We start from the raw sequence: 1427 nt of genomic DNA on the forward strand, positions 1-1427 counted from the left end.
GTCGGACGCCCGGAGGCCCCGCTTCTTGCGCTTCTTGTAGAGCCAGTACTGCAGCGTGCCCAAGGACAGGTCGTGCTTGGCCACGAACTCCTTCTGCTGCAGCCCACTTGCCTCGAACTCTTCCACCCACTTCGGCCATTCATCCGGATTGGGTCGTCGCATGCCCCAACAACCCGCGAGGACCGCTCAACTCAGGACGCCCGCCGTCGGTCGGTTACGAGCTCACTGCTCTGCGGGGGTGGCGAGAGCAATCGCCTGGTCGAACGTGGCGAGGACCTCTTCAAACGTGGCCGTCGTCTTGTCGTTCCACTCGGTGAGATACTTGTAGTGGTGCCCCACGAGCTTGGCGACGACGGCTTCCGCGACGAGTCCAGCTCCGACGTCGCCAACGTCAGCGCGTCGAATCGCTCCGACCACACTGAACTGGTAGGCGCGCTCGCCAGCGAACGCGACACGCTTCCCGTAGGCGTCCAGCGCCAGGAAGCCCTTGCCGCGGCACCAGCCCCCCTTCAGGAGGAGGCGCTTGGCTTCCGTCAGCACGTCGCGGACGTCTTCGACGGTTGCAGCGAGGCGGATGGCGCCATTCAGCTCGGGGAGACCAAAGGCTCGATGGAGCTTCACCGCTGCCCAGGTGTCGGCGATGAGTTGGTACCGCTGAGCGGCAAAGGCCACCACGTCGGGCGGCAGGCCAGTGAAGCGCTCCGCCTTGTACCCATCAAGCAACTTCTGAAGCGCGGCATCGTCCTCTGTGGCGGAGCCCGTCGCCGACAACCCAATGGCGGCGAGGAGCTTGGCCTCTTGCGTGACCTGCCGCCCGAGGCACACCTCCATCGCGGCCATCGATACGCCGAAGCGCTTTGCTCTCTCCGCGATGCTGAGCGACGGCTGGGACTTGAGGGACTCGAGGACGGCCCAATTTGGCATGAGCAGGCCGGAGGCAAATTCGAGGGCCTTGCGCTCCGCCATGGTCTGAGGAGGGCCGCTTGTGCGCGCATGATCCCCAGGCTCCACGCTCAACAGAAGGCCGAGCATCATCGCCGCGGTGAACTGCTGCCGCGAGGGGCCGTCCTCCTTGTTGAGGAAGACTGAGGCGAGTTCGTCATCGAACTGGAGGATACCTGGCACCGGCAGGTCATCCAGGTAGACCTTAACGCCAAGGGCAACGAGAAGCTGGATGGCGTCTACCGGAACACTCGTGATGTTAGCGCGCGCCAGCACGTCGACGGGGAGCGCAGGAGTGGCCCGGAGAGTCCGCCATGAGAGGTCGAGGGTCGGGGTGGACATGAGGTGGTGTCGTTGAGTAACTGTTCGCCGTGCCCCGTCCCGGCGCCGTGCTGACCCGCCCGGGACGACCGGCGGGAGCTGCCGTCAGTCCTGACTCTTCGGAAGTGTGACCGTGCCTGGGTTCTCGATGGCGGCGAGAGCGG

General features: G+C 65.3%; 2 protein-coding genes. Both read right to left on the minus strand.

The genetic code is table 11. The features are described 5' to 3' along the window. On the minus strand, window positions 1-162 hold a 162-nt coding region (tnpA, locus tag LZ198_RS43815; protein ID WP_407667523.1), incomplete at its 3' end, for an IS66 family insertion sequence element accessory protein TnpA. 60 nt (window positions 163-222) lie between these two features. Continuing rightward, entirely contained in the window at window positions 223-1284 is a 1062-nt protein-coding gene (locus LZ198_RS42755) for an ImmA/IrrE family metallo-endopeptidase (RefSeq protein WP_253977932.1), read from the minus strand. Window positions 1285-1427: the final 143 nt, after the last annotated feature.

The sequence above is a fragment of the Myxococcus dinghuensis genome (assembly GCF_024198235.1).
GTDB classification, from domain to species: Bacteria; Myxococcota; Myxococcia; order Myxococcales; family Myxococcaceae; genus Myxococcus; species Myxococcus dinghuensis.

What these genes read in the sequence shown, in the direction of transcription:
- LZ198_RS42755 (WP_253977932.1), bottom strand. Translation starts at nt 1,284, where the DNA reads ATGTCCACCCCGACCCTCGACCTCTCATGGCGGACTCTCCGGGCCACT.